Origin of the sequence: Psychroflexus gondwanensis ACAM 44, assembly GCF_000355905.1 — a bacterium.
In the GTDB taxonomy this organism is placed as follows: domain Bacteria; phylum Bacteroidota; class Bacteroidia; order Flavobacteriales; family Flavobacteriaceae; genus Psychroflexus; species Psychroflexus gondwanensis.
Genome location: NZ_APLF01000010.1, coordinates 77,172 through 103,811 on the forward strand (window position 1 = coordinate 77,172; position 26,640 = coordinate 103,811).

19 protein-coding genes are annotated in these 26,640 nt (G+C 36.3%); all 19 read right to left on the reverse strand.

Annotated elements, in window-relative coordinates; all coding sequences use genetic code 11:
• Positions 1–1,718: 1,718 nt before the first annotated feature.
• Complete coding sequence (locus tag PGOND44_RS10890) at positions 1,719–2,279, reverse strand: cob(I)yrinic acid a,c-diamide adenosyltransferase (RefSeq protein WP_003441579.1); 561 nt, start codon at positions 2,277–2,279, stop codon at positions 1,719–1,721.
• A 1,875-nt stretch (positions 2,280–4,154) separates the two neighbouring features.
• Complete coding sequence (locus PGOND44_RS10895) at positions 4,155–6,422, reverse strand: inorganic phosphate transporter (RefSeq protein WP_003441581.1); 2,268 nt, start codon at positions 6,420–6,422, stop codon at positions 4,155–4,157.
• 2,243 nt (positions 6,423–8,665) lie between these two features.
• Complete coding sequence (locus PGOND44_RS10905) at positions 8,666–9,967, reverse strand: OmpA family protein (RefSeq protein ID WP_003441585.1); 1,302 nt, start codon at positions 9,965–9,967, stop codon at positions 8,666–8,668.
• A 207-nt stretch (positions 9,968–10,174) separates the two neighbouring features.
• Positions 10,175–10,783 (reverse strand): acetyltransferase, encoded by a 609-nt coding sequence (locus tag PGOND44_RS10910; protein WP_003441589.1) that lies wholly within the window; start codon positions 10,781–10,783, stop codon positions 10,175–10,177.
• On the reverse strand, positions 10,776–11,381 hold the full coding sequence (locus PGOND44_RS10915) for a sugar transferase (RefSeq protein ID WP_003441592.1): 606 nt from the start codon (positions 11,379–11,381) through the stop codon (positions 10,776–10,778). Before PGOND44_RS10915 ends, PGOND44_RS10910 begins: the two co-directional genes overlap by 8 nt.
• Positions 11,382–11,486: 105 nt before the next feature.
• The gene (locus PGOND44_RS10920; RefSeq protein WP_003441595.1) at positions 11,487–11,789 is read right to left on the reverse strand and encodes a GIY-YIG nuclease family protein; all 303 of its coding nucleotides are present in this window, start codon (positions 11,787–11,789) and stop codon (positions 11,487–11,489) included.
• A gap of 132 nt (positions 11,790–11,921) precedes the next feature.
• Positions 11,922–13,109, reverse strand: coding sequence for a glycosyltransferase family 4 protein (locus tag PGOND44_RS10925; protein ID WP_040556070.1), 1,188 nt, complete (start codon positions 13,107–13,109; stop codon positions 11,922–11,924).
• Between the two features lie 1,056 nt (positions 13,110–14,165).
• The gene (locus PGOND44_RS10930; RefSeq protein WP_003441600.1) at positions 14,166–15,332 is read right to left on the reverse strand and encodes a hypothetical protein; all 1,167 of its coding nucleotides are present in this window, start codon (positions 15,330–15,332) and stop codon (positions 14,166–14,168) included.
• Positions 15,333–16,385, reverse strand: coding sequence for a glycosyltransferase family 4 protein (locus PGOND44_RS10935; RefSeq protein WP_003441603.1), 1,053 nt, complete (start codon positions 16,383–16,385; stop codon positions 15,333–15,335).
• Positions 16,382–17,572, reverse strand: coding sequence for a glycosyltransferase family protein (locus PGOND44_RS10940; RefSeq protein ID WP_003441606.1), 1,191 nt, complete (start codon positions 17,570–17,572; stop codon positions 16,382–16,384). Before PGOND44_RS10940 ends, PGOND44_RS10935 begins: the two co-directional genes overlap by 4 nt.
• Positions 17,573–17,576: 4 nt before the next feature.
• The gene (locus tag PGOND44_RS10945; protein ID WP_003441609.1) at positions 17,577–18,467 is read right to left on the reverse strand and encodes a glycosyltransferase family 2 protein; all 891 of its coding nucleotides are present in this window, start codon (positions 18,465–18,467) and stop codon (positions 17,577–17,579) included.
• Positions 18,464–19,945: an O-antigen translocase gene (locus tag PGOND44_RS10950; protein WP_003441610.1), complete on the reverse strand. Its 1,482-nt coding sequence runs from the start codon at positions 19,943–19,945 to the stop codon at positions 18,464–18,466. The genes PGOND44_RS10945 and PGOND44_RS10950 overlap by 4 nt, the downstream gene beginning before the upstream one ends.
• Positions 19,938–20,789 carry a hypothetical protein gene (locus PGOND44_RS10955; RefSeq protein WP_003441612.1) on the reverse strand — a complete coding sequence of 284 codons (852 nt, stop codon included), beginning with the start codon at positions 20,787–20,789 and terminating at the stop codon, positions 19,938–19,940. Before PGOND44_RS10955 ends, PGOND44_RS10950 begins: the two co-directional genes overlap by 8 nt.
• Entirely contained in the window at positions 20,782–21,843 is a 1,062-nt protein-coding gene (locus PGOND44_RS10960) for a DegT/DnrJ/EryC1/StrS family aminotransferase (protein WP_201764730.1), read from the reverse strand. The genes PGOND44_RS10955 and PGOND44_RS10960 overlap by 8 nt, the downstream gene beginning before the upstream one ends.
• 25 nt (positions 21,844–21,868) lie before the next feature.
• Positions 21,869–22,426: an acyltransferase gene (locus PGOND44_RS10965; protein WP_003441616.1), complete on the reverse strand. Its 558-nt coding sequence runs from the start codon at positions 22,424–22,426 to the stop codon at positions 21,869–21,871.
• Positions 22,423–22,836, reverse strand: coding sequence for a sugar 3,4-ketoisomerase (locus PGOND44_RS10970; protein WP_003441618.1), 414 nt, complete (start codon positions 22,834–22,836; stop codon positions 22,423–22,425). The genes PGOND44_RS10965 and PGOND44_RS10970 overlap by 4 nt, the downstream gene beginning before the upstream one ends.
• A complete protein-coding gene (locus PGOND44_RS10975) occupies positions 22,833–23,225 on the reverse strand; it encodes a sugar 3,4-ketoisomerase (protein ID WP_003441621.1) in 393 nt (130 codons plus the stop codon). The genes PGOND44_RS10970 and PGOND44_RS10975 overlap by 4 nt, the downstream gene beginning before the upstream one ends.
• 55 nt (positions 23,226–23,280) lie before the next feature.
• Complete coding sequence (wecB, locus tag PGOND44_RS10980) at positions 23,281–24,180, reverse strand: non-hydrolyzing UDP-N-acetylglucosamine 2-epimerase (RefSeq protein ID WP_316928553.1); 900 nt, start codon at positions 24,178–24,180, stop codon at positions 23,281–23,283.
• Between the two features lie 778 nt (positions 24,181–24,958).
• The gene (locus tag PGOND44_RS10990; RefSeq protein WP_003441626.1) at positions 24,959–25,372 is read right to left on the reverse strand and encodes a four helix bundle protein; all 414 of its coding nucleotides are present in this window, start codon (positions 25,370–25,372) and stop codon (positions 24,959–24,961) included.
• Positions 25,373–26,640 lie beyond the last annotated feature (1,268 nt).

Here is a 26,640-nt window from a genome sequence, read left to right on the forward strand (position 1 = left end):
GCGTTCCTTGGTAGGCAGGTAAATTTTACTTTTGAAAAAAGTGAAATTTGTATCGAGAACTCGATTAAACACCTGACTTCAAAGCACTTCTCGATACAATTTTCTATCGAAAATCACTCGAAGTGACAGCCTTGAAGTGATTGACGACCTATATTTCATATTTAAAATTTCAAAATTGACAATTCAAATTTTAATGGAGCTATTAGTGGTGAGTGGTGGGTTAGTATAGTGGTGTAGTAGTATAATGGTGTAATAGTATACTGGTGTAGTGGATTTTGGTGAGCCGTGAGTGGTAAATATTGAATACCGAATAAAGAATAGTCAATAAATAATAATGAATACAGAATAACGAATGATGAACAGTGAATAGTCGTGAGTGGTGAGTTAAAATAATTTTGAATTATTAATTAAGAATTTTTAATTAAATACATGTCAGTTCGAGCCTGCCTGCGTTCCTTGGTAGGCAGGTAAATTTTGCTTTTGAAAAAAGTGAAATTTGTATCGAGAACTCGATTAAGCCTAAGGGAGTAGTGAGAGGTGAGTGGTAGACTGGTGTGATAGTATAATGGTGTAGTGGATTTTGGTTAGCCGTGAGTGGTGAGAGGTGAATTAGAGGAATTTAAAATTATACTCTTGTTTTATCATTCGGCTATGTAATAACTCGGAACTATTCAACTCGGAACCCCAGAACCCGCAACCCTCCAACTCGCTAACTCGCTCGGTAAAATAATGAATGGTGAGTGGTGATTGGTGAAATGGTGAGTTATTTTTCATCTGTGGCTGGGGGTTCCGTAGGATTTTCTATTTTTTTTCAAAAAGCCTAGTCCCCAAAGCTTTGGGGATTTGTTTCTTTTTTGGGCGATGCAAAAAAGAAAAGAAAGTAAGTCTATCTGTAGCATAATTTAAAGGTCTAATAGCTGTGAGTAGTAAGTCGTGAGTGGTGAAATGGTGAGTGGTGAGTGGTGGGTAGTATAATGGTGTAATAGTATAGTGGTGTAGTGGATTTTGGTGAGTGGTGAAATGGTGAGTCGTGAGTCGTGAAATGGTGAGTGGTGGCTGAGTGACCCGCTTTTTGTAGCGGGGTGTATCGAAGCCAGGTTGAGAAATGTCATTTCATATTTAAAATTTCAAAATTGAAAATTCAAATTTTAATAATGACTTATTATTCGAATACACGACTAGTGACAAAGATCTTTCGTCACTGCGTTTCCCTCGAGATGACAATAGTGAATTCAAGGCTTCAAGTTCCACGATACATAAAAAACCGGCCTATTGAAAAAAAGTTAAAAATCAAGGAAGCAGCTTGGGAAAAGAGATGAAAATCTGTTTGAGTCACGCTTTTACGTGATGAGTTATTTTTCATCTGTGGCTGGGGGTTCCGTAGGATTTTCTAGTTTTTTTCAAACAGCCTAGTCTTTTTTGTTTCTTTTTTGGGCGATGCAAAAAAGAAAGGAGACAGTAAATGATATAGAGACATCGACTAAGCTCCTGACTTAAAACTACTTCTCGATACAATTTTCTATCGAAAATCACTCGAAGTGACAAGTGAGTCGTGAGTAGTGAGTCGTGAGTGGTGAATAGTGAATTAGAGGTATTTGAAATTACGCATCCATTCTATCATTCGGCTATGCAATAACTCGGAACTCTCCAACTCGGAACCCCAGAACCCGCAACCCTCCAACTCAAAACCCCAGAACCCGCAACCCTCCAACTCGCAACTAGCTAGAAGTATCAGGAATCCACTTTACCTCATCGGCATTTTTCTGCTTGGCAATACATCTTGCTAACACAAAAAGGTAATCTGAAAGTCGATTCAAATACTGAAGTACCTTCTCATCGAAAGGTTCTAAATTGAACAAGGCAGTACAAATACGCTCTGCACGTCGGCACACTGTTCTGGCGACATGGCAATGAGACACTGCTGGATGTCCACCTGGCAACACAAAATGAGTCATTTCTGGTAAATCTTCGTTCATCCTGTCGATTTCATTCTCCAAAAAGAGAATGTCTTCTTCTTTAAGCTTTGGAATTTTACTTGCATTGGATGCTTTCCCCGGATCTGAAGCCAAAATGGCGCCAACAGTAAATAGCTTTTCCTGTATGGTGATTAAACCCGTTTTAGAATCTGCATCTAGATCCTGATCACGGACCAAGCCAAGGTTTGCATTTAGCTCATCTACAGTTCCATAGCTATCGATACGGATATTGTGTTTAGCAACCCGTTTTCCACCGAACAGCGAAGTAGTGCCTTTATCTCCAGTTTTAGTATATATTTTCATTAGATCTCAATTTTTTTCAAAGATAAAGATATGAAGAGTAAAAGAAGACCTGTAGATGAATTAGTAATTTAAAAAATTGATCCTATTTCATTTCATATTTAAAATTACAAAATTGATAGTTCAAATTTTAATGGAGCTATTAGTCGTGAGTGGTGAGTGGTGAGTGGTAGACTGGTGTAATAGTATAGTGGTGTAGTGGTATAATGGATTTTTGGTGAGTGGTGAGTGGTGAATTAGAGGTATTTGAAATTACGCATCCATTCTATCATTCGGCTATGCAATAACCCGGAACTATTCAACCCGGAACTTCCCAACTCGCTAACTCGCTCGGTAAAATAATGAATGGTGAGTGGTGGTTAGTATAATGGTGTAATAGTAAAGTGGTGTAGTGGATTTTTGGTGAGTAGTAAGAGGTGGATTATATTTCATATTTAAAATTTAAAAATTGACAATTCAAATTTTAATGGAGCTATTAGTGGTGAGTGGTGAGTGGTGAGTGGTGAATACTGAATATTGAATACCGAATGATGAACAGTGAATAGTCGTGAGTGGTAAGCTTTGTCATGCTGAATTTATTTCAGCATCTTCATTAACTTTATTACACTTCTCGATACAATTTTCTATCGAAAATCACTCGAAGTGACAGCCTTGAAGTGATTGACGACCTATATTTCATATTTAAAATTTCAAAATTGACAATTCAAATTTTCAAGGTGACTAATTATACAAAAAGTGACAAAGATCTTTCGTCACTGCGTTTCCCTCGAGATGACAATAGTGAATTCAAGGCTTCAAGTTCCACGATACAAAGAAAACCGGCCTATTGAAAAAAAGTTAAAAATCAAGGAAGCAGCTTGGGAAAAGAGATGAAAATCTGTTTGAGTCATGCTTTTGCATGATGAGTTATTTTTCATCTGTGGCTGGGGGTTCCGTAGGATTTTCTATTTTTTTTCAAAAAGCCTAGTCTTTTTTGTTTCTTTTTTGGGCGATGCAAAAAAGAAAGGAGACAGTAAATGATATAGAGACATCGACTAAACTAATAACTTAAAACTACTTCTCGATACAATTTTCTATCGAAAATCACTCGAAGTGACAAGTGAGTCGTGAGTGGTGAGTGGTGGATACTGAATATTGAATACCGAATAAAGAATAAGGTTTGCTGAACGCAGAATAAGGAACATTTAATAAATAATAATGAATACAGAATAACGAATGATGAACAGTGAATAGTTGTGAGTGGTGAGCTTTGTCATGCTGCCCCGAAGTCTCGGGATCATCTGTCAGTTCGAGTAATGGGTTTGTGGCGATAGACCAAAACCATTGTATCGAGAACTCGACTAAGCTTCGGACTTCAAACTACTTCTCGATACAATTTTCTATCGAAAATCACTCGAAGTGACAAGTGAGTTGTGAGTCGTGAGTGGTGGATACTGAATATTGAATAAAGAATAAGGTTTGCTGAACGCAGAATTAAGGAACATTGAATAAATAATAATGAATACAGAATAACGAATGATGAACAGTGAATAGTTGTGAGTGGTAAGCTTTGTCATGCTGCACCGAAGTCTCGGGATCATCTGTTAGTTCGAGTAATGGGTTTGTGGCGATAGACCAAAACCATTGTATCGAGAACTCTTTTTAGCTCCTGACTTAAGACTACTTCTCGATACAATTTTCTATCGAAAATCACTCGAAGTGACATTGCGTCTTAAGCCGCAGAACATCACTTAAACAGATTCCGCATCTCGGCTATCGCCTTGCACGGAATGAGAGAAAAGATCTTTCGTCACTGCGTTTCCCTCAAGATGACAATAACATTAAAGACCCCTAGCCTACCTAGAAACAATTAACCAAAAACTGTCAACTATAAACGCATTAAAACTCCTGCTTAGCTTCTTCGTAATACTCCCTGAACAATTCCAGTAAAGCAATAGAGGTTTTTGTCAAGTTTTTGGTTTCAAGTAAGATTCCAAAGTAAAGCTTAGAGTTTTTAGGACTATTTTCAGTATCCCGAATTCTTTCAATTTGCTTCTGTAACAAATTGGAAATCTTCTCTAATACTTTACGCTCGTCGGTGATGAGCTGTTGAATGCTATCGAATTCTTGTGATTGGAAGGCTTTGACAAGATGGCCGTATACCTCATCAAGATCTCTTTGAACGCCTTTTAAATCCCGAATTTGATTGAATAACAGATTCTTGTGATTATTGCTCACGTGAGTATGACTACTCCTGGTGATATAAGCCAGAGACTGAACCATATCCTGAAGATAATCTAAAGTCAGCACATAAAACTTGGAGGCTTCTACATTAGTATCTTCTAAAGACTTGATGTAGTAAAAAACATTATCCTTCAATTCATCTATCACAACATCTAACTCCTCCTGGCTTTTCAAGCTCTTTTTAAGTCGACTTAAATCGTGGTAGCCCAAGTTATTCACAACGTCTAAAAGCAAATTGTTCACTCCTGAAATCACCTTTACAATGTTTTCAGAAGATTCTTTGGTGATTTCATTAATCGTAATGATATCGGTTTTATTAAATTTCTTATGATCTCGTTCAAACTTAACCCGTTTGGAGTGTTTTACAGCGCTTTTAATAATAGACACTAAGGCAAAAACCAATAAAATTGCAATCGCATAATAAGAGCCAAACCAAATAATAAGCGATAATAGTCCCGCTGCGGTAAAGGCGATCGCTGCTGTGGCAATCCAACTACCAATCACATTAAACACCCCCGCAACCCGATATACAGCGCTTTCTCTCCCCCAAGCTCGATCTCCAAAGGAAGTTCCCATAGCTACCATAAACGTGACGTAAGTGGTTGATAAAGGCAAAGTATAACTCGTCCCCAAAGAAATTAGAATACTCGCTAAAACTAAATTAACGGATGCTCTCAATAAATCAAATGCTGGTTTAGCAACTCCTTTTTTATAACCAAAAGCCTTTTCAGGATAGATAAACCTACTGTTGATTTTATTTTGAATAGAATCTGGTAATACTTGAGAAAACGTCTGACCCACAAAAACAGAATACCTCACCACGGTTCTGGATAAGAAGTTAGGTTTAAAGCGTTCCTGGCCCTCTCCTTGACGACCTAGGTTCACTCCCGTTTGAACAACATACTGAGCTTTACTAGAAAACCAAAGGGTCACCACCATAATTGCTCCTGCAATTACCAATAAGAATACAGGCGTTTGGACTTCGCCCGATAAGCCATCCATCAGAAATTCTGAAGGCAATACCCCCGAGGCTAGAAACGCCTCTTGCCATAAGATAAAGGATTGCCAAGCGGCGATGCTCACTCCAATAAAGTTGACCAAATCGTTTCCTGCAAAAGCCAGGGCTAATGCAAAAGTACCTATAACCACAATCACCTTCAGAATATGACAACGAAAAACTTGAATGAGAAGTTGGGAGATGGCCGCCCAGAACACAAAACTAAAGCCAATAATTAAGAGTTTATTATCTAAGACACTCTCAATGATATTTTGGTCTAAAAAAGTAATGGAATTGGTTCCTTTCAGAAGTATAAAATAAGTAATTGCCGACAGGGAAACGCCCCCGTAAAGAGCGCCAATGTATTTCAATTTTCTATGGTAGTCAAAAGTGAAAATCAGTCTGGAAACAAACTGAACCACAGCGCCAACCCCAAAAGCGATGAAAACCGAAATCAAGATGCCAAAGCTAATTTCAGAGGCTTTTTGGACATTGATGAACTGCTCAAGGCCTCCGATGCCTTCGCCAGTTTCATATAGCTTAAGCAATGAAATCACTACGGCAGCACCCAACAATTCGAACACCACAGAAACGGTTGTCGACGTAGGAATTCCAATAGAATTGAAGAAATCCAGCAAAAGAATATCGGTAATAAGGACCGCTAAAAAAATGATGATGATTTCATCAAAAAAGAAGAGTTCAGGATTAAAGATACCTTTCCTAGCCACTTCCATAAGCCCTGAGGAAAACACGGCTCCAACCAAAACCCCTAGACCTGCTACAATCAGAATTGTACGCATGGGAACAGCTTTGGAGCCAATGGCAGAATTTAGGAAATTTACCGCATCATTACTGACCCCTACCACCAAATCGGCGATGGCTAAGAGAAATAAGAGAACAATAAGGGAAATATACAGCGTTTCCATTCCAAAAAATCAACCGCAAAAGTCCTGCTTTTCTTCGATTTAAGTCATGTATTTACTGTTATGAAATGATTAAGTTAATGGGGGCACTGGTTTTTGTGAGAGGCAGAACGGTGTAATGGTGTAGTGGTGAGAAGTGAGTTGTGAGTTGTGAGTGGTGAGTGGTGAGTGGTGGGTTGTGAGTCGTGAGTGGTGAGTTGTGAGTGGTGAGTCGTGAGAAGTGAGTTGTGAGTGGTGGCTATCGAATAACGAATAAAAAATAACGAATGATGAACAGTGAATAGTCTTTAGAGGTGAGAGGTGGGTTTGAATAATTATTAATTTATAATTGTGAATTTTTAATTGAAAAAATGTCAGTTCGAGCCTGCCTGCGTTCCTTGGTAGGCAGGTAAATTTTACTTTTGAAAAAAGTGAAATTTGTATCGAGAACTCGATTAAACACCTGACTTCAAAGCACTTCTCGATACAATTTTCTATCGAAAATCACTCGAAGTGACAGCCTTGAAGTGACAAGTTTCTCGATACAAAGAAAAATGGCCTACTTTTTATGGAATTTGGAAAACAAAAAAGTGGTGAAGAAAGGATAATGGAACAAAGCACTAGTGAAACGGTTTGCTTTGCGTGGTGGAGCCGCTTTTGTAGTTTTCTAAGACATAAAAATAAGCCTAGTCTTTTTTGTTTCTTTTTTGGGCGAAGCAAAAAAGAAAAGAAAGTAAATGATATAGAAAGCTGGATTAATCTCATAATTTCAAACTACTTCTCGATACAATTTTCTATCGAAAATCACTCGAAGTGACAGCCTTGAAGTGATTGACGACCTATATTTCATATTTAAAATTTCAAAATTGACAATTCAAATTTTAATGAAGCTATTAGTGGTGGGTGGTGAGTGGTGAGTGGTGAGTGGTGAGTTTAAATAATTTGAATTGAATACATGTCAGTTCGAGTAATGGGTTTGTGGCGACAGACCAAAACCATTGTATCGAGAACTCGACTAAGCCCAAGGGAGGTATTAGTGGTGAGTGGTAAGCTTTGTCATGCTGCCCCGAAGTCTCGGGATCATTTCAGCATCTTCATTAACTTTATTACACTTCTCGATACAATTTTCTATCGAAAATCACTCGAAGTGACAAGTGAGTGGTGAGTCTTGAGAGGTGAACTGGTAGACTAGTGGCTGAAATCTCTCGTCACTGCGTTTCCCTCAAGATGACAATTGTACGTTCAAGGTGACAAGTCTCTCGATACAAAGAAAAATGGCCTATTGAAAAAAATTTGAAAATCAAGGAAGCAGCTTGGGAGAAGAGATGAAAATCTGTTTGAGTCACGCTTTTGCGTGATGAGTTATTTTTCATCTGTGGCTGGGGATTCCGTAGAATTTTCTAGTTTTTTTCAAACAGCCTAGTCTTTTTTGTTTCTTTTTTGGGCGATGCAAAAAAGAAAGAGAGAGTAAATGATATAGAGACATCGACTAAGCTCCTGACTTAAAACTACTTCTCGATACAATTTTCTATCGAAAATCACCTGCCTTTCAAGGAAAGCAGGCAGGCTCGAAGTGACAGCCTAGAACTTGTAGACTGGTAGACTATCGAATAGTGAACACTGAATAACAAATGATGAACAGTGAATAGTCTTGAGAGATGAAAGGTGAGTTTGAATATATGTCAGTTCGAGTGAATTTTGCTTTTGAAAAAAGTGAAATTTGTATCGAGAACTCGACTAAGCTAATAACTTCAAAGCACTTCTAGATACAATTTTCTATCGAAAATCACTCGAAGTGACAGCCTCGAGGCTTCAAGTTCCACGACACAAAGAAAACGGCCTATTGAAAAAAATTTGAAAATCAAGGAAGCAGCTTGGGAGAAGAGATGAAAATCTGTTTGAGTCACGCTTTTGCGTGATGAGTTATTTTTCATCTGTGGCTGGGGGTTCCGTAGGATTTTCTAGTTTTTTTCAAACAGCCTAGCCCTTTTTGGTTACTTTTTACGGCGATGGTAAAAAGTAATGAAAGCAATAATTTTATCTAGAGCTTAAATAAGAAATTACTTAAAGCCTAAATACATCACTTAAACAGATTCCGTATCGCGGCTATCGCCTTTCACGGAATGGGAGAGATTCCGCATCCCGCTGTCGCTTGCACGGAATGGAGAGATTCCGTATCGCGGCTATCGCCTTACACGGAATGGGAGGAACGAAGAAACTCCGCAAGATTGCTCTTGCGGAGTTTAATTTATAAGTTAAAACTAGATTTATCTCAATTCGAAAGACACACGTCTTACAATTTGTCTAGCTTCTTCAGAATTTTTATCTACTGAACTATCTACTCCTCCACCTCTATAGCTTAAACGAGATGCTTCAATACCTGAAGCAATCACAATGTCAAACACTTTTTTAGCACGGTTTTCAGAGAGTGTATTGTTGTATTCTGTATTTCCAATTTGATCTGCATAACCTGTTAACATTGCCTCAGCTTCTGGATGTGCTCTCATGTATTTTACGATTTGATTGATGGCATTTAGAGAGTAATATTCTGGCTGAGTACTATCAAATCTAAAGTACACATTGATAAGATCATCATTGGCATCTGGCTTAACGCCTTCTACACCACCTGCAAAATAGGTTTCGCTAGCAAATTCTTTGGTCACGTACATTTTCTGTAGAGACTTTTCTATTTCGTCTGGAACCCCGTTTTGGTTTAAGTCGATTGACTCTCCTTTGGTATTCACCGCCACTCCAGAGGTTGTATTTGGCTCTCTGTCTAGGTAATCTGCAACGCCGTCTTTATCGGTGTCTTGCATATCACGTTGTATTTTAGCCAATTCGTTTTCTAATTCTTCTACGCGTTCTCCAAACAGCTTTTTAGGTGAATTATCTAACCAGTCTGCATGCTTTTCATTATCACCTAAGTAGATGGATACTCCTGCGGTTGCTGAAACGACCATTCCATCAAAGTTTCGAGTTTGGTTGTTTTGACGACCATCATAAGTTAAATCTTGACCTAAATTCCCAATCACAGACAAGTCTAAGTTAAAAGAAAAACGATCGGTTATTTTGATTTGTGGTGTAATTCCTGCCATAAAGTTGACTAGTGTTTCACTTTCATTTGCTAAGACTGCATTTTCTGGTAAGGAAATATGACTCATCCCCGCTCCAGCGTGAAATAAAAGATTGAAACGTTGTGTGAACTCTCTAAAGCCTAAAATATTACCAAGGTTAGCCACCCCTTCTAAGTTAGCCCGAAAAAATTCGGTGTCCATATCAAAAGCAGGATCGCCAGTATTGGTACTTTCAAAGTATAATCCACTCACTTTAAGACCAAATTTATCATTGAACATATATCTAGCCCCTACTTCAAAGGCTAAATCCTGCAGTTTTGTATCAAAAAACACCCCTTCCGAGGCAGGTGTAATTGGTGAAGAAGCTTTGGCAACGCCAGCTCCTATATCAATAGAAAATCTGTTATAGTCTGGAATTAAACTTGAGCTTTCTTGCGCGTAGGTACTTAACGTGAAGGCTGCAAAAACAAAGCCTAATAAAGTAATTTTTTTCATAATATTGATTTTATAAAAACAAATATATAGTCTCCGTGTTAAATAGCTTGTAGAATTTAATCGAAAATTCACTTTTATAGGCTAATTATCTAAAAAATATTAACTTTTGTTTCTGAGTTGCTTTAGTTGGGATAAAATTGCTATGTTTTTTTAAGAAAATGCCATGACGTCTTTAAAAAAGGTAAAATAAAAATAGTTTGAGTCTCATTAAATGATACGACCTGGATTCCCAACGACTTTGGAATGACTTGGTATATGATCTATCACCACTGTCCCCGCACCAATTACACAGTGCTCACCAATTTTAATCTCAGGGATAATAATCGCACCCGCCCCAACATGTGTCCCTTTCCCAATAGTCACTCCACCACAAACAGTAGCATTGGGAGACACGTGGACAAAATCTTCGAGGCTGCAATCGTGTTCTATAACCGCCCCTGTATTCACAATACAGTGTTCACCGATTTTAGTAAAGGCATTCACCACAGCCATTGGCATAATGACACTTCCTTTCTGCAGTTTTGTTTCTTCTGAAATATGGGCAGAGGAATGTACTAGAGCTCTAGAAAACGAACTTGAATTGAGACGTTGCATTAAATGCTCGCGTGTGGAGTTATTACCAATACTCAAGAATAAAGGATAGCGCTGAAATTGTTCGGGAAAGTCTGAAGGCTTTAAGACCTTATGATTCAGTAACTGAGTGACTGATGGGTTATCGTCAAAAATAAAACCTATCTCCAGGCCCTCTATGGATCTAATGATATCCAAAATAACTTTAGCATGACCGCTTGCTCCGTATAAAGACACTTTACTCATTTCCTTCAAATTTTGACATGCCCACTTGCCCGTTTTGAGAAATCCCCTCAGACACCAGCACTTTTTTAAGGGTCAAAAATAGAATTTTACAGTCTAGTACAAAACTTTGCTGCTCTACATACTCCACATCCCTTTTAAACTTATCGCTCCAAGAGAGCGCATTTCTTCCATTCACCTGAGCCCAGCCTGTGATTCCAGGTTTTACCTCATGTCGCCTTTTTTGCTCTAGAGTGTACAAAGGCAAGTATTCGGGCAATAAGGGTCTTGGCCCAACTAAACTCATATCCCCTTTTAAAACATTCAAGAGTTGTGGAATTTCATCTAGCGAGGTTTTACGCACAAAGCTCCCTACTGCCGTCAGTCGTTCTGCATCCGGCAGTAAGTTGCCGTTTTTGTCTTTATTATCAGTCATCGTTTTAAACTTGATGATACTAAACAATCGCTCGTTTTCCCCCGGACGGGTTTGAAAGAAAAAAGGCTTTCCGTTATTGGCGATGGCTAACAGTAGTGTAACTATAATAAAAATTGGGCTCAACAGGATTAAACCGATAAGAGCGGCGAGGAAATCTAGGAAGGGTTTTATGGTTGTTTTATACATTTTTTTTGTATATGTTGATTACTTGTAAAATGCTAATCCAGAGAGCTATCGGGATAGCATGACAAGCAACGAGTGTCATCCTGAACTTGTTTCAGGATCTAGGCCTTAGTCTAATGGTTTATACAAATCTTCCCATTCAGGGTTATCTTGTTCTATCAAATTGATCTTCCATTGCCGATGCCAGTTTTTTAATTGTTTTTCTCTAGTTATAGCATCTTCTATATATTGAAATTCTTCAAAATAAACGAGCCGTTTTAGTTTATATGTTGACGTAAATTTACTGCCGCAGCCTTTAAGATGGCGCTCCATTCTATCATCCAGCCCACCTGTAACACCTATGTATAAACTACCTTTAGGTTTATTAGTGAGAATGTAAACGGAATAGTTATGGTGGTTTCGCTTAGGCATTGCTTATTTTCTGATGATGCGTGTTAGATCCTGAAATAAATTCAGGATGACAAAAATTGGTTCAGGATCTTTTTTATGATATAAAGCTCATTACTATTCACAATTCACCGCTCACTGATTACTACTCACAATTCACTGCCCACTATTCACTAGCAACCGCTTATACTCCTCCAACAGAGCCTCCCACACCAATTTCTGCTCATACCGTGAGGTGATCATTTCACGGGAGTTAGAGGCTAAGTGTTTATACAATTGCTCATCTTCCACCAATCTCAGCATTTTTTCTTGCAAGGCTTTTGTGTTTTTAGGTGGGATAATTAATCCATTTTTACCGTCTTCAATGATTTCATTACACCCATTAATATCAGTTACAATAGAAGGCAAACCCATGGCTCCCGCTTGCATAACCACATTAGGGAAGCCTTCCCGGTAGCTTGGGAAGACTAGGGCATTACTGATGGCGAAATAAGGACGGACATCGGGTTGAAAACCTGTGGTGATAATAGTGAGGTTGCTTTCGATCTCGTTGAGCGTTTGGTCTTGTAAAGGGTCGAGTTCAGTTTCTAAAGGACCGACGAGAAGTAATTTGTAGTGAGTTGACTGGTTAACTAGTTGACTGGTTAACCCCTTAAAGGCATTTACCAATTCATTAACTCCTTTATCACTAACCAGGCGACCGACGAACACAAACACAAAGTCTTTTTCGCCTAGGCCTAGTTGAGCTCTAAGTTCCTGTTTTGAATTTTTTGTATATAAGCTAGGGTTAAAAAAAGTAGTGTCGATACCGTTGGAACTTCCATTGCCAATCATCTTCACCTTGGATTTGTTTGTAAAGCGATGACTAAGTATAAACTCTTCCAAGCCCTTACTATTGGGATAAACTTTGGTGGCAAAGGAGTAAGTTAATTTCTCTACCGTATCGAGAACAAAGCGTTTAATCCCTTGAGCTTCCATCAGAGGCAATCCAGCTACGGTATGCAAGCGAAAAGGAACCCCAGCAAGATTAGCCGCCAACATCCCTACAATACCAGCTTTAGGCGTATGAGTATGGACAATTGCCGGTTTTTCCTTTTTAAATAGCTTGTATAGTTTCCAAACTGATTTTAAATCTTTAAAGGGGGTAATCTGGCGTGTCATCTCGACCTCCTGCACCTTGACTCCTTCCCGATTAGCTACCTCTTCCAAGTCTTTAGTTGATCCTGAAGACACACATAAAACTTCAAAAAAAGCACTCATATACCTTGGCTGACCTTTTAACAAGTATTGTAAAGAAAGCGGAACGGTGGTAAGGCGAATGAGTTTATGGTTTAAAGAATTCATTTTCATGCTTTGAGAAATAACAGCTGTTATGGCTACAAACAGAAACGGCATATACATCATTTTGGTTCTCATAAATAAACCCAAGTTGGAATATCGTTCTATGTACAACGCGGAGGCTATGATAAAAAATAAAAAAGACACCTTCATCCACCTTGAAAAAGCAAGGGTTTTGAAATTTTTGAACACTAGTAACAAACCAAATAACACGAACAGCAAGCTGATTATATTTTCTAAACTTGCTAACAGAGTAAAAGCGTTATAGGCATCAAAAAATAAGGGTCTAAAGTTGAGAGAGAATAGCTTATAAACATAATTGTAATCTAACATAGGGACATATCCGGAAGTTTCCTTTAAGGATAGGACCGAAAACTCATTATAATGTTGAATCCTGGACCAATCAAAATATCTTATCTTAGATATTTTTAGCATTAGAAAAAACAATCCAGTGCAAGACAAAACTGCTCCACTAAAGACTAAAAGTCTCAACTTATGTGATAATTTCCTATCTAAAATAAAAACGATGATAGCAGAAGTGAGTAACATAAAAGCCACGTGAGGACGTAACATGACGAGTAAGAAAACACCAATACTTCCTTGATACCATCTCTTGGCAATAGACAAACTAGAATAAAAGATAGCAGAAATACTCCAAAAGACAATTACTTCTTTACTTATTAAAGAATTCCACACGTGCAGATTAGGTTGAATTAAAATAAAACCTAGTAGTATAAAAATTAAGAGGTTACCAGAAGACTTAATGTTTAAGACCTTATAAGCCCATTTACTAAAAAGGTAAATCCCCCAAAAACCAATACAAGCGTAAATAAGATTCCCAAACCAAAAAGGTAAATCCAACTTTAAGAACGGATAGTTTAGAAAAAGCATAAAGGGTGTACCCACCCTAAAAAAATCTAGCCAATTGTATTGATGAATATCGTAGTTGAGAAACCAGTATAACGTGGAGTCTGAAGTATTAGTAATAACATATGTATAAGTAAAATAACCTACTATAACGTGAAATAAAAATAAAAAATAGCTTGACTTCAAATTGTATTGTTAACTATGTTTATTTTGAGATTTAAGTTTTCTTTCGTGAGCATAAGAAAGCGTCCACATCATAAAAATTATAAAACCAGGTAAAAACATATTTCTCATTCTAATCATGATTCCCACATTGCCAAGACTAAATGAAAAAGCTATAGACCCAATAAGCATAAATAGAATAAGTCCTTTTATTACAAAGGGCGCTTTTTTAAATGCTAAATAAGGTTTGTTTCTTAACACTTTAAGACTAAGTAGGACTAATAATAAATTTTCAAAGGAAGCGATTAGAGCAGGTAATCCATTAACATCAAAAAAGAAAGGACGAAAATAAAAAGCAAAAAGTTTTGCCGGAAAAGAGGAAGATTGGCTTAATCGAGAACCAGTTTCTTCTCTACTTAATAAAGCTGATTTATCTTCAGAAAATTTCACAATACTTTCAGTCGATATTTCTTCTACTTTCACAAACTCTAATACGGAAGGTAAGATGATTATACTTCCGACAATAAGAATCCCAGCAAGAAAAAATCGCTTTACACCTCCAATTTTTGTGTGAAATAAGTAGGCTAAGCCAAATGAAATTAAAAGAAATAAAACCATATGTGGTCTTATAAAAAAAGACAGCCCCAATGAAATGACAATTAAAAATAAGCGCTTCTTTATAGATAACAAAGCGTAAGTAAACATCCCGATACATAAGAACAACAAGCTATCTTTCCCCACGCCAGAGGACCAAAAATGCAAATTGGGTAGAAAAAATATTAAAGGGAAAATGAAAAATTTTCCAATTTTAGTATTGTGGGGGATCGTTTCTAAAGCTGTCAAATAAAAATATACCATACCAACAAAACCTACAAAACTGAAAAGTAAAGTATTGTTGAAAAAATTTAAATCTAAAATTTTTAAAGGCATATAATTTAAAGCAAAAACGAAATAGGTCCCTTTTTTATTTAATATGTAATTCCAGAACTCAATAAAGTTCATTTTTTGGGACGTAATGAAATAATACCATGCATCTCCGCCGCCATTTCTAGTAAAAAAATAAAAACCTACAGATACTAAAATGTGAAAAATCCAGATTTTTCTTAAAACTAATAGTTCGGTTTTTGAGAGATTATTTTTAAATCTATTTATAAAAATAAATCCAATTATTATTAATAAAAGCGTGTAAAAAAAATTCATTTAAGACCTTATAATTGAAATTAATCGGTCTGATGCTTTCTCTACATTGTAAGTATCTATAACTTTATCATAACCGTTTAAACCATGTTTACGAGATATTCCAGTATCATTTAAATAGAAAGAAAGTTTTTCATACCATCCTCTAATTGAATTAACTAAAAACCCATTAACATTATCTTCTACAACTTGCATATTCATACCTACCGCAGAAGCAATCACAGGTTTTTTGCATCCCATATATTGTATTAATTTATATGCACACTTTCCTTTTTCCCACCCAGAATCTTCTAGTGGCATTATCCCGACATCAAATTTTAATATTTCATCAACTTCTGAATCTTCACGCCAGCTGATATATTTCACATTTTTCTCAAAGCTTAGCCTTTCTGCTCCAGAACCTATAATATGAAGATAAACGTCATATTTTAAAGTAATTTTTTCTAAAACACTCTCAATATTTTTGACATATCTAAAAGTGGAAGGTGAACCAATCCAACCTATTACTTGCTTTTTGTTTCTTTTAATTATCGATTTATTATATCTATTTAAATCAATTACAGTTGGAATAATATCTATATGTTTTGCGCCAGCTTGTATAGCTCTTTCAGCCAGATATGAGTTACCTGCGACAACAAAAGAACTATATCTCATCACTTTATCAATTTTATATTTTAAAAGTTGGCGAATTATTTTATTTGGATGCTTATCATAATTATGAAATATAGCATCATCATAATCAACTATGTATTTTATACCTAAATAGAATAGAATAATTTCTACCCAAGCAGGCATATAGGGGAAGAGTTCTTTTTCAATTATTAGGTGGTTATGCTTTGAAATTTTCAATAAATAAAAAAATCTCTTCACATAAGACCTAAGAATTAAAAATTTTGAAGAATGACCATCATACAATTTTTCCAAGTAGGTATCCGAAAATAACGGATAAACCTCAATAGTGTAACCAGCTGCTTCTAAGTAAGGAAAATATTGAAAACTACGCAATCGACTACTAGCGCCTAATCGTGAGTATTTTGTAAAATAAAGTATTTTCACAATTGATCAAGTACTTTAAGGTAACTTTCTGAACTTTTCTCAAGGGAAAAATAATTAATACCTATGTCCCTTAATGTATCTAAATTGTAGCCTTTAATGTTTTCGGCAAATATAGTAGCCTCTTTTATAGAATTAGGATTTTTATAATCATATAAATAAGCCGTTGTTAAATTATTTAGAATTTTCCCACTATTGCCGATTCCCTTTGAAAAAATTACTGGTAAGCCCATTAATAGATATTCACCTAGTTTTATTGCAGATACAGCTTTCATACTTCTTGTTGGTTTTATAAAGCCTAAAGCAATATCTGCAGCCGATAAATAAAAAGGAACTTCGTAAGGCTTAACTTCCATTATATTGATGTCCTCAATATAATTAGCTGGTAAGTCTTCATTATTTATGTACGACGACGATAAAATCAACAATTTACCTCTAGAGTTTTTGATTTTATAAGCAATAAAGAACTTAATCATTAATTTTAAATCGTACTTATTTCCATCTAAAGAGCCACAATAAACAAAAACTTTTTCATTTTCTTGATAACCGAGATCTTTCCGAATACGTTCTCTATCCTTTTTATTAAAAATAAATTTTGATTGATCCCTTCCATTTAAAACAACAAAAAAATTAATCTTGGTCTTTAAATGGTGTTGCTTAGTATGCATATTTATCGCTTCATTAGAACGAACTATAACTGCATTTGCAGAATTAATTAATTTAGATTCTTCTTTCTTTAGAATTTTGTATTGTATACTTGATATGGGTAGGCCAGAAAATTCTATCCTTTCCATTAATGGCATCCCGTCAGCATCAAAAATTACTTTCAACCCTTTTATATTTAAACGGTTTACCATCATTGCAGGTAATGAACTGCGAGGCATGAGGATATCAATCTTATGAAAATTTATATAATGTTTTAAAATTTTAATACCTTTAAAAATAGTAAACAAACTGCCAGCACTAGTTAAGGGCTTACGGTAGACTTTTTCTGATGTGTATTTAATCTCTGCTTTTTTAGCAGAAGCCTCAATTACCTCTTTTTTTTCTTTATCTGCCCAAGTAAATTGCATCACATGAAATTCATATGCCCCATGCTTTTGTATTTGGTTAAAAATAGGAAAAAATAGACTTTCCAAGTATGTTGTTTGCGGGCCATCCCATGAAATGAAAAGTATTTTTCGTATCATATAACTAACTTAATTTATATATTAAATTTTTTAGTCTTAAAAAAAATTTAGCAATACGATTTGTATGATAATTTTTTAAAATTAAATAAAAGCTTATGTCTCTATAAGTTTTAAATATTAAATCTTTTAAATTATAATTACTCAAATAAGGTCTAGAAAAAAGTTGATAAGAGTCACGCAGATTGTTACTAAATAATTCAGATTGATTATTCATTACACTTTCAAAATGAGATCTGTACTTGACTGTAGCCTTATTGATATGTTCAATATCATAATCATTTTTAAAAAGTTTTAACAAAAAGGGCTGATCTTCCAATAATTTAAATCTCTCGTCAAAACCTTCCAAACTTTTTATAATACTTTTTTTTATAAATAAAGTAGGAATATTGAGCATAATTGGATATCTAAAATAGCTCTTTTTTTTAGAATTTTTATCTTTACTACCAAACCATTTTGCGACAATATTATAGTTATTAGTTATTTCATTTAATTCACCTTTTTGATTAAAAACAACCATATTACTAAAATAAAGCGGCAAATTTGATTTTTTAGTAGCATCAGTATTTATTTTTATACAATCCTTTAATAAAACATCGTCCCCAGCAATCAACTTTATCCATTCACCCTCAGAAGCTTTAACTCCACGATTACAATTGGCAGGAATCCCCGAGTTATTTTTTACAGTTATTAATTTTGTATTTACAAATTCACTTTGACTTCTATCAAGCCACTCTTGGCATATTACTATGGTTTCATCAGTAGAGCCGTCATCACTGATGATCAACTCTATATTTTTATAAGTTTGTGCTTTACAACTTTCTAGGGTCTCTAGCACATACTTCGAGGAATTATAAGTGATTACTACAATACTCACTAGTGGTTGTTCTGCTTTCACTTCTTTCTATTTTTAATTAAATCCATTAATTGTTTTAAGCTTTTAATTTCTAAAATATTGCTAATTTCTTTTAAGGCAAAAAAACTCAATAAAACACCAATAACTGCAGAAGTTATACTTCCCCAAAAAGAGGAAAGGTATTGGATTGCTGTAAAAGCAATAATAAAAGATGTGGACAACAAAATCATACGTTTGATCACCCCACCATTCCATTTAAAATTGTTCTCTGTTCTAATAAAAAAATACATATAAATAACATGTAAAATATATAAACCAAAAAAAGCAATACCCGCACCTTCCAGTCCGAAGTAAGTGATAAAAAAATAAGTAAACACAAGTAGAATGACATTTGATAAAACTTGAGTTAAAAGAAATTTTTTTCCTTTTGCTCTAGCAATAAATAGATAACCCATTGGCCAGGAAATTGTTCTTAAAAATACTCCTAAAATCATCCACTGTAAAATGGGAAAGGCATCTAGGTATTCTCGGGAATACAATAGACGTATGGCTAATGGAGCAATTGCCATCGTAAACATAAGACCAGGTGCAGCCAGCATCATACCCACCTGAGTCTGTTCGTTAATCAATTGAATTTCTTTTTTAGAATCAAAAGCTACAGCGGTAAGTCTTGGGTAAAAATCTTTTCCCATAGCCTGCAAAATGACACCTATATATAATCCGCTTAAGGCAAAAGCTGCCTGATAGATTCCTGCATCAGCCAAGCTAAGGTCTCTAATTATGATAACTCTAATCAAATATGCTGAAAGAATAGCAGCGAGAGCACCTCCCATAAACGAAAATCCGAGCTTAATCATGCCTCTAGACTCCTCAAAAGCGTCTTGCCAGCTGACTTTTATACTCTGTATTTTAATTTTCCTAGCGTAATAAAACGAAACCAGAAACTGTCCCGTTGCTAAGACTACTAAATAATAACTAATGCCATCAAAATTAAAGAAATAAATCAATGGCAAACTTAAAATTGTCCCCATTAAGCTAGAAAGAATAGACATGCGAGCTAAATCTTTTATGCGCCGCATACCTTGGATCAAAGCACTTTGCCCAGCCTGAATTAAATTAAAAAACACAGCAATGGAGAGTAACCTTATTTCAAACGTATATTCTGAAGTATCAAAGGTAAATTGAGATAAAGGTTGAGCAAAAATGACGGTGAGTAATAAACCTGCAAACCCTGTAAAAACCACAATTTTTCTAAGACTCTTTACAACGAGGCTTAATTTTTCTTGATTACCTTTTGAATTAGCTTGCGCAATATCTCTTACCGCAGAGTTATCTATACCCAAACTTGATAAACTTTGAATAAAAGAAGTTGACGATTGCAAAGCACCAATTAAACCAGTGCCTGAAGGCCCTAGGAGTAAAGCAATCACTTTAGATCTTGCTATATTTAATAGTATTGTAATTACAGATGACCCCCCAATGATAGAAGTTGACTTCAGTATGGATTTAGAGCTACTCAACTAGATATTTAGATTTTAAAATAAAATTATACTTTTTCAAAAATTCAATCGAAATTTCACTATTAATCTCTTTATCAATTTCTTTTCCTTTTTTAAAATCTAAATTCGGGATAAAACCAATTATCTTTTTTTTAAGTGAAGCAGAAAATTTATTTCTAAATATGGAGGGAGTGTAATGGATTAAAGTCTTTCTTAAATTATTATTTTTAGCATAAAATTTTCCTTTATTTTTTATGGACTTGTTTTGATGACTCAATATCATAATTTCATCCGACACTAAATTAAAAACTTCATTTAATTTATACTTCCCTTTAATTAGCCTTTCATATTTTAATAATTCAATATTGTTAAACCCTTGTTGGTATATAAAGCTTATTAAATAAGAATAGTCATAAATACTACAATACTCACTTAAGGCAAAATCATTTATAGATTTTATTTTACTTTTATCAAGATTATAAAACAATTCTTGATAATATGATCTAATCGAGTCAATTGGATTTCTCAAAACAATTAGAATCACAGGATCGAATTGACCTAATAAATTGGATAGATATTTTAGTTTATCCTTCCAAGAAAGTTGATTTTGTTCAACTAAAAACATTTCTTCAGATATTAGAACGTTACTTTTTTTCAACGTTTTTTCAATAAAATTAACGTCAATATCATAAGTTTTATTTATAACATCATTATAAAGTATTTTACATATCGAATCATCATTTGTCACCCTTGGTTGTTTTACTCCTTGATAGGTTAAATTTTCTATTTTATTTTCAATAAAATAATATTGAAAAGAAGTAGTAGCAGTTTTTGGCGGACCTATGTGAACGTAGAGTTTATTCATTAATTATAGAAGTTATTGAATTTATTTGTCTAGTATTTAATCCAACCCACAATGGTAAACTAATTGATGTATTGGCGAGTTCTTCTGCAATGGGAAAATCTCCTTTTTTATAGCCAAGGTACTTGTAAGCTTTTTGTAGATGTGGTGGAATAGGATAATGTATTAAAGTCCCTACCCCTTTATTGTTTAAATGTTCCTGTAGTTCCTCTCGTTTGCTTGTTCTTACCACATATAAATGATAGACATGATCTGCATTGGATGCGAGTTTTGGCAATATTAAATTAGACCCTACTAAAATTTCATTATAAGTTTCAGCAATTTCCTTTCGTTCTTGAGTCCAGTCGTTGAGATATTGAAGTTTAACCGATAAAAGAGCAGCTTGTAACTCGTCTAGTCGTCTATTGAGACCCACATAATTATTATGGTATTTTTTGTGGCTGCCATAATTCCTTAAGGCTTTAATCTTTTCAGCAATCTCTTCCTTATTTGTGGTAACAGCACCAGCATCTCCAAGCGCCCCTAAATTTTTTCCAGGGTAGAAACTAACACCATTGGCATGACCAAAACTTCCTGTCAGTTTTCCATTATAACTAGAACCATGGGCTTGCGCATTATCTTCTACCACATACAAATCATAAGCTTCCGCGAGCTTCATAATATAGTCCATTTCACAAGCTTGACCGTATAAATGAACAGGCATAATAGCCTTGGTTCTTTTTGTTATCTTTTGCTCTATAAGTTCTGGGTTGATATTGTAAGTATCTATTCTTGGCTCAACAAATACAGGGGTTGCCCCAACGGTTGTAATGGCTATTACACTGGCTATATAGGTATTTGAAGGTACTATCACTTCATCACCTTTTCCAATATTCAATGCTTGTAAAGCAAGAATTAAAGCGTCTAAACCATTACTTACCCCTACGCAATACTTGGTTTGATTGTATTTGGCATAACTGGCTTCAAAAGTTTGAAGCTTTTCTCCCATAATGTACCAATAGCTATCGTAAACATCGCTAAAAGCTTGATGCATTTCAGAACGAATTTGTTCGTGCATAGGTTGAAAATTTAGAAAAGGTATTTTATTCATTATCTCTTACTAATTTATTTTCCTTGATTTTCCATAAGTTATTCTCGCTATCTCTATAGCTGTTCTTACCTATCAACACCATTTTAGAACCATCATCATTTAACCACGACGAAATTCTTGCAGGGCTTCCTATAACTAAAGCTCGGTCTGGTACATTTTTGGTCACGACACTTCCAGCGCCTATCATTGCATATTTCCCAATTTCTATTCCACCTAATATAGTTGCATTCGCACCTATAGACGCATAATTCTTGACTATTGTTTTTTGAAATGAACTAGGATAAACTTTGGATCGAGGCGTTTTATCATTAACAAAAGTAACATTTGGACCAACGAATACGTCGCTTGCAATTCTTAAACCATCCCAAATTTGAACCCCTGGCTTTATAGTTACTCGATCCCCTATGATAACATCATTTTCAATAAAAACGTGACAATTGATGTTACAATTTTCACCAAGAACAGCATTTTCTAAAATGATTGTAAATTGCCAAACATTAGTATTATGGCCAATAGTTTTAGACTTTACTTCGGCTAACTTATGTATCATTTTTTATAGCTTAAAAATTCATTATAATTTCTGATATAATCTTTTTCATCATACTTATGAGAAGCTAAAACCAAACATATTGCTCCAGATGAAAAGTTATTTATTTTTCTCCATAAACCCGATGTAAAATACAACCCTTTATTGGGTCGATTAAGTGAGAACGTTTTTTCGGTTTCACCATCACCTACAATAACATCAAAACTTCCGCATACAGCGATAATTAATTGTTTTAAATCTTTATGAGCATGGCCGCCTCTTTCTTCACCACTTGGTACATCGTATAAATAATAGATACGCTTGACTTCAAATGGGACTTCTTTATTATTTTCTACAACAGAGATATGTCCTCGTCTATCTCCAATTTGGTCGATAGTGATTAATTTGCAATCGTTTGTTTTCGTGGTTTTCATGTTAAACTTTCGATATTTCTAATGTAGTCATCGCCGTCATATTTTTTGCTTGAAAGATGTAAGGATACTGCATTAGTTGAGTGATTTTCTATATGACGCCATGTTTTGGAAGATATATATATGGCATTGTAAGATCGGTTAAGTTGATATGTTTCTTTCTCACCATCTTTATGTGTAATCACCACATCGAAACTTCCAGACAAAGCGATAATAATTTCTTCTTGTGTCTTATAGGCATGCCCACCTCTTTGTTGGCCTCCAGGCACATCGTAAGTCCAAAACACACGCTCAACTTTAAAAGGAATATGCGTATTCTCCTGAAGAAAAGTCAAGTTTCCTCTATCATCTTCAATTTTTGGTAAATTTATTAGCTTAACAGTTTCTGCCATCTTTTTATGGATAAATCATAGACTTAAGTTTATATAAGAATGCTTTAATGTGAGTTTATTTGAGCATACCACTCAACACCTCCACAATCCGTTCAGCGGCTTTACCATCCCATTTTTCGGGGATTTGGCCTTGCTTCCAATGACCAGCGAAGAGTTTTTCTAAAGCGGGTTTTATCCTTTTAGGGGCCGTGCCAATGAGCTCATTGGTGCCTATATCTATCGTTTCTGGGCGCTCGGTGTTGTCCCGTAGCGTGATGCAGGGGACGTTCATCACCGTGGTTTCTTCGGTAATCCCGCCAGAGTCGGTTAACACGCCTTTGGCATGCTTTACCAAGTAATTAAATTCTAGGTAGCCTAATGGTTCTACCAGATGAATGTTTTTCATAAGGATTCCTGCTTTTTCCAAAATGCCCTTGGTCCGGGGATGGATGGGAAACACCACCGGCATCCCTTGCGTGTTATCGTCTATGCTTTGGATAAATTCCTTTAGTTTATGTTCCTCATCTACGTTGGCTGGTCGGTGCATGGTCATCACCAGATAGTTTTTTTCTTTTAAACCCAGCTCCTTCCAAACCTCGGGTTGTTGAAGTCGGCTTTCGTTAGCGCGTAAGGTATCGATCATCACATTCCCCGTAAAGAAAATCTGTTCCTGGCGGTGTCCTTCTCGTAAAAGGTTATCTCCCGCCAAAGTGGAGGTCGTAAAGAAATAGTCGGTAATGCTATCGGTGAGCATGCGGTTTATTTCCTCGGGCATGCTTCTATCCCAAGACCGGATACCGGCTTCGACGTGAGCTACGTTTACGCCTAACTTTTTGGCCACAATACTACAAGCCATGGTAGAGGTGACATCGCCCACCACCATCACCAAATCGGTAGGATGGGCTAGTAACTCCTTTTCGAAGGCCAACATAATCGAAGCGGTTTGCTCGGCTTGAGAACCCCCTCCACACTCCAAGTTAACGTCGGGATGCGGGATATTAAGTTGTCTAAAAAAGTCTCACTCATCTTCTCATCATAATGCTGACCTGTATGCACTAAACGACAAGTGATGGAACTCTTTGACTTTTGAATAGCATGAAGGATGGGCGCGATTTTCATGAAATTGGGTCTCGCCCCAGCGATAAGTGTGATGTTCATTGTTTTGGTTTTGTTATTTTGGGTTTACCATTTCGGGTTGCGGGTTTTTTTATTTCGGGTTGTTCTATTTCGGGTTACGGGGTTTTTTATTTCGGGTTTTTTATTTCGGGTTGCGGGTTTTGTTATTCCGGGTTTTTTATTTCGGGTTACGGGGTTTTTTATTCCGGGTTGTATTATTCCGGGTTTTTTATTTCGGGTTTTTTTATTTCGGGTTGTTTTATTTCGGGTTTTGTTATTTCGGGTTGCGGGTTTTTTTATTTCGGGTTTTTTATTTCGGGTTCTCTATTTCGAGTTGTTCTATTTCGGGTTTACCATTTCGGGTTGTATTATTCCGGGTTTCGGGTTTTTTATTTCGGGTTTGTCAACTTGCCAACGTGGAACCCGCCAACCCGCCAACTTGAGAACCCGCCAACTCGGAACCCGCTAACTCGGAACCCGCCAACTCGGAACCCGCCAACTCGGAACCCCTAAACTCGGAACGCGTCAACCCGCCAGCTCGGAACCCGCCAACCCGCCAACTCGCCAACGCGGAACGCGTCAACCCGCCAACGCAGAACCCGCCAACTTTGAACTCGCAAACCCGCAAACCCGCAAACCTAAGAACTATATTTACTCGGTGGTTCAGTGAACTTTTTCCCTTTGTAAGGCGAGGTTTTCAAGTAATTCATCAAAGCCCCTAGTTGATTAGCTATTGTATTGGTCTTTTCTTTTAGCTCGTTAAATTCATTTTGATTAATTATTTCGATATCTAAAGCGCGATACAGTTGTGAAATGAGCTCACCTGCACTGCCTTTAGAATAGGATAGAAAATTTTTAAACTCCTTGTTCCCGTCGCGTTCAAAACCTTCCGCAATATTATCCATAATACTCCCGCTTGTCTTAAACAAGTGATTTATAAGAAAGCCTCTGTTCTGATCTTGTCGTTTTGATAAAATTTCAAACATCCTTTTGTTTAAACTTCTACTGGCCTGCCAAACTTTAAGATCCTCGAAGGTTGTGATTGTTGCCATTTCTTTTGGGTTTTGTTATTTCGGGTTGTTTTATTTCGGGTTTACCATTTCGGGGTTTGTTATTTCGGGTTGTTCTATTTCGGGTTATTTTATTCCGGGTTACGGGTTTTTTTATTTCGGGTTGTACTATTTCGGGTTTCGGGTTTTGTTATTTCGGGTTTTGTTATTCCGGGTTACGGGTTATTTTATTCCGGGTTTGTCAACTCGCTAACGTGGAACCCGCTAACTCGAAACTCGCCAACCCACCAACCCGCCAACTCGCAAACGCGGAACCCGTCAACGCGGAACCCGTCAACTCGCTAACTCGGAACCCGCTAACTCGGAACGCGTCAACTCGGAACCCGCTAACTCGGAACTCGCCAACTCGCCAACTCGAGAACTCGCCAACTCGCCAACGCGGAACGCGTCAACCCGCCAACATGAGAACCCGCCAACTCGACAACCCGCTAACCAACTTAAGGATTAGAAACGGCTTCGCCGTGGTGAGTCCCATAGTAAGGTCACCGCAGCGCGTTTTAAAACCTCTAAGATACGCTCACAAGAGTTTACTCATCCAATAATTTAGGCAGTTTAGCACAGGATTGATATAGAGGAAATAGGATGAGTTTTCTCGTTAAGGCTATCCATAGATTTTGCAATTACAAAGTAGGTGAGTTTCTTAAATAAAACCAAAGGTTTTGGGAGTTATTTTTCGTGTAATTGTATATTGGTGTAATGGTGGAGTGGTGTAATGGTGTAGTTGGAGAGTCGAAGAGTCATTAGTCAAGTGGTCTAGGGTGATCTCAATGTGCTGCTAAGGGGAATTATTTCAAAATTCAAATCTCAAATTTACTATCTCAAAATTTAAAATGTTTTCGTGTATTCGTGTGATGGTGGAGTGGAGTAATGGTGGAGTGGTGTTTTCGTGTATTCGTGTATTCGTCTAGTGGTGTAATGGTGTAGTAGGATAGTTGGAAGTTGGTAGTCTGTAGTCAGATGGTCGAGAGTGATCCCCGATGTGGTGCTAAGGGGAATGATTCTAATTGAATATTAAAATAAGCTATCCATTGTTATTTATTCATATAAATTATTTGCACTTAGGTAGTGCGTTTATTTAATAATTTGCACTATTGTAGTGCGTATTTAGCCATTAGCTTGTCATCTCGAGGGAAACGCAGTGACGAGAGATCTTTTCTCCCATTCCGTGCAAGGTGATAGCCGCGATGCGGAATCTGTTTAAGTAATATATTTAGGCTTTAAGTAATTTCTTGTTTAAGCTTTAGATAGAA